Below are 5,763 nucleotides of genomic sequence, written 5' to 3' on the forward strand. Positions count from 1 at the left end.
AAAAGCTGGACGTCGACAGACCTCGGAGCAAGGCGGCCTTCGCCGGATGCGCACGGTTCTTCGATATGTCCTATCGTTCATCCCAGAACTCTCTTCAGCCCCGCCAACACCGCCACGCGGGACTCTTTCGCTTCTGGCTTCAACTTCGTCAGAATATGCGCTTTACGCTGTAGCGCGGCAATCAGGATAATGACGCGTGTTGCCTCACCGAATAATGCTCCCGGGGGGTGAGCCGGTTGCCTCACGCATATGTTCCCGAGATCGCCACCGTTTGCGGCTGATTCGGGGTACCGAACACCAACTGGCAGGCGATCTCGCTACGCCAGATCTTGAGGCTGCGCGGTACCGTTCGGAGCAGTCCGTCGGGGTGCGGTCGGGACCTGAGGTCTGGAGGCGCAGGAGCAATTCGTTCCCGGTCTGCGCTGGATCCGCCTCGAACCAGGATCGCAGGTCGTCGTTGACTGCGATGAGCGGATCCGGGCGGCGGCGTCCGCGCTTCGACTTCAGGATCGGTTGTGCGGTGGATCGAACCTCACCCATCCGCCAGGCGGTGCGCAGCCCTGCCAAGAAGTCGGCGACCGGGATGGGCGCAGCCGGCGCGTCGACCGGCAGCGCGAGGGTGCTCTCGGTGATCGCGACGAGGGCTTTCTGCCCGCTTCGGATCTCCGCCAGGAGCCGCACCGGGTCGAGGTGGACGCGCACTGCCTCGACCCGATGACGTATCTCTTCGGACGTGCGTGTATCGGCCAACAGCCGGTCGCAGGGTGTCGCCGGCGCGTGGTAGCGTTTGCGCACCCGCGCTCCGTCGCGTTCCTTCTCGGCGAGCTTAAACGATGGCTGGAAGGCGTTCACGAACAGCCGCGTCCGCGCGTAAAGAGCAGCCAGCTCGCGGGCGGCCGCCAGTCCCTCAAACCGCCGATAGCCGACGATTTGGCGCACGATGGCGCCGTTCTTCTGCTCAACATGGGCTTGGTCATTCTTCCGATAGGGCCGGCAGCGGGTGAACACGATCCTCTCGGACAGGCAATAGTCCCGCACCACCTCGTTGATGAACACGCTGTCGTTGTCCGAGTCGGACCCGAGCAGAGAAAACGGCATCGGGGCACGCACCTCGCGCAGCACGCCGATAAGCAGCGTTTGCTCCCGGACCAGGAGCGGGGCGCACTCGGTCCAGCCGGTGGCGATATCCGTCAGCACCAGCGTCTGGATGAAGGAGCCTGAGGCGACCGGACCAGAATGCGCGACGAGGTCAACCTCGATAAAGCCGGGCGGTGGATCGTTCCAGTCCGAGAACGTCCGCACCGGGATCGAGCGCCGCAGCACCGAGGGCGACCAGCGGCGGCGCTTGCCGCTTCCGGAACGCTCCCGCTGTGGAGCGAGAGCCCGGTCGATCGTGGCCGAACTCATCGCGAACAGCGTGGCACGGATCTCCGGGTCGAGGTCGAGATGTCCATGGCGTTCCATCGCCGGGAGCAACGTCGGGATCATCGCCTTCAGCCGCTTGCCGGAGATCCGGTCGGACGCTTCCCACAGAACGATCAGCGCCTCGCGCACCGCCTCGACGTATACCCGCCGGTCCGATTAAGAGGTCGGCGCCTGTCCTGATGGGCCGGCCCGGAGCAACCGCATTGCGTGTTTACGGTGATGGCCCGTCACGGAGGCGAACTCATCTAGGATGCGGGTCTTCTCCGCATGTCCGCCGCCCGGGTACCGAGCTGCCAAAGCTGCGAGCAGTTCATCGCGCGTCACCATACTCACTCGCCTCATCGCCACCCCCGCCACCAATCCCGCGTCGGGAGCAAATCAGATGGTGCAACGATCCGACATCCGGGAGCATTGCAGGCGAGGCAATGCGCCCAAGGCAGGCCGATGGCGGCAAATCTAAAGATCTTGATGGCATCAAGTAACGGCTAATCTGTCTTGGTCGATGCCTCATTTAGTAAACCCTGTCATAAACGGATTACGCAATACGGAATGATCCGTCGCCGTGAATTACTCTGTACTCGACACTATAAGAGGTTGAGGAATTTGGTTTCGCATTGGTCTTCCCCGCCATATTTACATTTTGGCGGCTTGTGATATTTCTTGGCAACTTTCCGCTGAAGTGCGAACAGAGCGCACGCAAATACGTTCCTCGAAAAGTTCATATGCTACAACCTAGGGTCTGAGACAATGTATAGATCCTCGGCCCCTGGATATCGTTCCAAAGGCGGCCCTGCCTTCCATCCAGAGAAGTTCAATGTATCGCCCCGCCAATGAGTGCCATAAATCGCACGTAAGACTTCAACAGAGATAGCATCAGCTTCATAATTATAGAATGGGTAATTATCTACTGTTCGGTAGGATACCTTTTGGAAGCCTCCTGCCCGAAACATTTCTGCGAGTGCGGGCGGTGTGAGTTCCCGATTATGGCGTTGGTACACTCCAGATAGATCTGGTGGGCCGCGATATTGCGGAGCCATGCTCGGAGTTTGAAACTTCAGAGCTTTAACTGCCGATTGCAGGCTGCACGCATTTGGGGTTGAAACAAAGAAGATACCGCCGTGCCTGAGAACTCTGTTTGCCTCGAAGAATACGTGCATAGGATCCATTGCGAGATGCTCAATCATCTCACAGCTAATTATGAGGTCAAAGCTCTCATCTTCATACGGCCAACGATCAAATTCGACATTGAAATTATCTTCTCTAAGCGAAAATGACTTGTTGCCGACGCTGATATCTAAAGTTGAGTGCTCGCCTAATTTTCCGAAGCTTGCCAACGAAAGTTCGTCGAATAAATTCACGACTATGGCTGCTGTCATGCCATATGGATTGGCGGCCAGTTCAAGCGCGCGCGTCGATCTCGGCAAATCCGCAATCTCGTTTAAGGTATTTACGTACCTTTGAACGAACAGGCGATGGTAGTTTCTAATAACGTTCTCGCCTTTGTCAGGAAATGGCAATTCTAGACTATCGAGTAGATTGCTTATATATTCATGAGTAAATATCATCGATCGGTCCGCCATCTTCGTCTTTAGTCATCGGAAGTCTATTTGTGCTATGATTAGCATCGATTTAGGGCCCTGGATCGCTACGAGATTTGTCCAGGTTTCTGCTCGTGGTTATCTCTAAGTGCAAAAAATATAAGCCGCAGAGCCAACTGCCGAGTATCATCAGCTAATCCAAGTTCTAAGGCGGACCACGTCTTGGGGTACTCGAAATGAACGGCCAGTGTTTCGAAATCGTCGACGCCATTGAGCGGCAGTTCAATCCATGCGGCGCCAATCTGATGGCCCGGAAATCGAACATCACGAAATTCTTTGCCGTTTACCGAAATCGTAATTGGGATGTTTTCGACGCCGTCGGGTTGGTATTGCATCCCATATATCTGAAGCTTAAGAGCGCCACCATTGTATATTCCATTAAGTGGGACGGACACGCTGGAATGCGAGGCATTGGACCAAACGCCGCCCACTTCAGGAGAAGACCATCCTTCCCTTAGGCACTCTATCGCCGGAAGCCTCTCCGAAAATTCGACCGCCTCATCTTTTCCAAACCGTTTGATGGCGTAATGGCCCGCCGCGGGATCGTTCCTCCTGGCGCAAAATTCAGGCGACCAATGCCGATAGATCTGCGTGCTCCTTCCTCTGTTCGACATGCATGCATACATAAGCGTCGGCTTAAGGTAGCCAAAGTCAATGAGATTGTAATCGGTATCGGAAATGCGATCTATCAGGTCTCGCTCCTGATCAACTTCTGGATTAAAATTGTACCCAAAATGCCTTCCGAAAATAGCGACCGCTAAATTTCCGGCTGCGAAGAATTTTTCGAACCCAAAATTGTCAATCAAACAGGGAAGTATGTCCTGCGCTCTAATCCCTTCATTCGCCTCCTTCGAATTATCCCAGTTTGAATACTGCGACTCGAGGCGTCGTAGGCAGTGATTATACTTGAATTTGTCCGGTAATTGCTGCCAAAGAGGGTCTAAAATCGCTAGTGCTTCAGGCCACAGCATATGACCATTCCGCCCGATCATATCCGCGGAAATGAATATCCCATGGGTGCCAATTGCTCTTGAAATAGAGGAAAATAGTCCCTCTAAATCAACTATATGATGAAGAACTTGGTTTGCTATGACGACGTCTGCGGGTTTGTCGAAAAGAGACTCGTATATATCGACCCTCAAATCGAAATCGGTCGAAATGGACATTTCGACCGCGCGCTGTTTTCCGCGCGCGACAGCCCCTTCAGCGACATCGACGCAGTCAAAACGAATATTGTGACAACCGCTCTCGATGACCCGTTTATAAACTTCAAGTTCGATGAAAGCATCGCCGCACCCGAGGCTCACCGCTCTGAGTTTTTTCTCGGGATGCTCCTGGCAGAGATCTATGATGCATTTTGCGTAAAATGCTTCGACGTCCGGCGCCCCCCAAAGCGAAGACATGATCCTGCTGACGTATTTATCCGTCCAATAAGAAGTCGACCGCGGGAGCGCGCCATGTATGTCCTCTGATAAGGAATATAGTTTTGCAGCTTGTTCGGTCGCGTAATCAAGGTCCATGGTACCTCCGTCTCTCTTTAGTTATACTCAAATCAGGATTGATGTGCCATCAATATATCCAGGCGCATCGCCAGCCAGTTCAATTTCTTCTTGTCCGCCACAAAGGTTAAGTACGCTTAGGTGATGAATATCATAGCGCTTTCCGCGTCCAATTCCCTCGATAACGTTCTCTGTAGCCTGTACCGAGCCGCGAGGAAAGCAAGTTAAGAAAGCGCCTGAGAACGCTGGGCTTTCAATCAACTTAACCCGGTTTGCCTCAAAATAGAGATGACCATACTGAACAAATAAATGGCGAGCGCAATTTCCGGAGATAGTGTACTCCGCCGCAAGAACTTGGACTATCGACTGGCTGTCATGAATCCATATGTGGCTTTCTTTCGTCATTCCGAAATCAACGCCTGTCCCTACTGAAAATAGCGTCTGGTATTCCACTTTGATTGCATTGCCGTTAGGCGCTGATATTTTCGCGTTTTCGAGCTGAATTTGCACATTGCCCACAAGGGACGCGAGTAGCGTATCGCCGGTCTCGCAGATGAATTCAGTAGGCGCGCTATCCGCACCTCGTAGAATCAAACGGCCTGCGTAGCCGAGCGGCCCGATCTTGATGTTCTCCGAGAAGGTTCGTGGGCCATCTTCGTTCCCGGCTTTAAGCCACACGGTGCCCCGCTGCACATCTGAGCGGCAAAGGACATCAATGCCGCGCTGCCAAGTGCGAAATGCCCCAGACGGGCTGTCTAAAGTCCCGTCGTTTTCGTCTGAGCCATCCGTGCGGACGTACAGGACTCTTTCGTATCCACCCGTGTGCCGGGTAATTGGGGTTATCACTCGCGCCTCGTTTTTGAAGGGTTGCCTGCTCAGAACCCGCCTAACGCCTCAGGGTTTGTAATGCCACTTCCGCACGCGGTAGCAAACTGGTAGTTGGGTGTTGACCCGGAGCACGGCCCACTCAGAGCCGACGAGCGCTTGGGCCGATGAGCGATGGAAAACGGGCGCATAGCCGCTGTAGGTGACATTCAAGCGCGAACGTTCCCTCAACCATATGCCTAGTGAGTTGTGCGAGTCTAACATTTGATGCCCGCGCTTTGCGGCGTGCATCCTGCTGAATGAGGTCGGTGGTGGTGGCCTGCCCCAATTCGGTGGCCCAGGTTCGAAGTGAACCGCCCCGGGTTTCCCGGAGGCTCCAGCTCTTGAGAGGATGGAGCCATGACGAAGCGAACAGC

At 54.6% G+C, this 5,763-nt stretch carries 3 protein-coding genes and 1 pseudogene; all 4 read right to left on the reverse strand.

Annotated elements, in window-relative coordinates; genetic code table 11:
* Nucleotides 1-241: 241 nt before the first annotated feature.
* The 4 genes and pseudogenes from G3T14_RS22880 to G3T14_RS22895 all read right to left on the reverse strand — a co-directional run bounded on the left by G3T14_RS22880 (nt 242) and on the right by G3T14_RS22895 (nt 5,200).
* Nucleotides 242-1,767 (reverse strand): annotated as a pseudogene (locus tag G3T14_RS22880) (transposase).
* Nucleotides 1,768-2,150: 383 nt separating this feature from the next.
* Nucleotides 2,151-2,990 carry a methyltransferase domain-containing protein gene (locus G3T14_RS22885; protein ID WP_163644804.1) on the reverse strand — a complete coding sequence of 280 codons (840 nt, stop codon included), beginning with the start codon at nt 2,988-2,990 and terminating at the stop codon, nt 2,151-2,153.
* Nucleotides 2,991-3,070: 80 nt separating this feature from the next.
* Complete coding sequence (locus G3T14_RS22890) at nt 3,071-4,543, reverse strand: class I SAM-dependent methyltransferase (RefSeq protein WP_163644805.1); 1,473 nt, start codon at nt 4,541-4,543, stop codon at nt 3,071-3,073.
* 27 nt (nt 4,544-4,570) lie between these two features.
* The gene (locus tag G3T14_RS22895) at nt 4,571-5,200 is read right to left on the reverse strand and encodes a hypothetical protein (protein WP_163644806.1); all 630 of its coding nucleotides are present in this window, start codon (nt 5,198-5,200) and stop codon (nt 4,571-4,573) included.
* Between the last annotated feature and the right edge of the window lie 563 nt (nt 5,201-5,763).

Source organism: Methylobacterium sp. BTF04 (genome assembly GCF_010692745.1).
Classification (GTDB): Bacteria; Pseudomonadota; Alphaproteobacteria; order Rhizobiales; family Beijerinckiaceae; genus Methylobacterium.

What these genes read in the sequence shown, in the direction of transcription:
- G3T14_RS22890 (WP_163644805.1), bottom strand. Translation starts at nt 4,543, where the DNA reads ATGGACCTTGATTACGCGACCGAACAAGCTGCAAAACTATATTCCTTA.
- G3T14_RS22885 (WP_163644804.1), bottom strand. Translation starts at nt 2,990, where the DNA reads ATGATATTTACTCATGAATATATAAGCAATCTACTCGATAGTCTAGAA.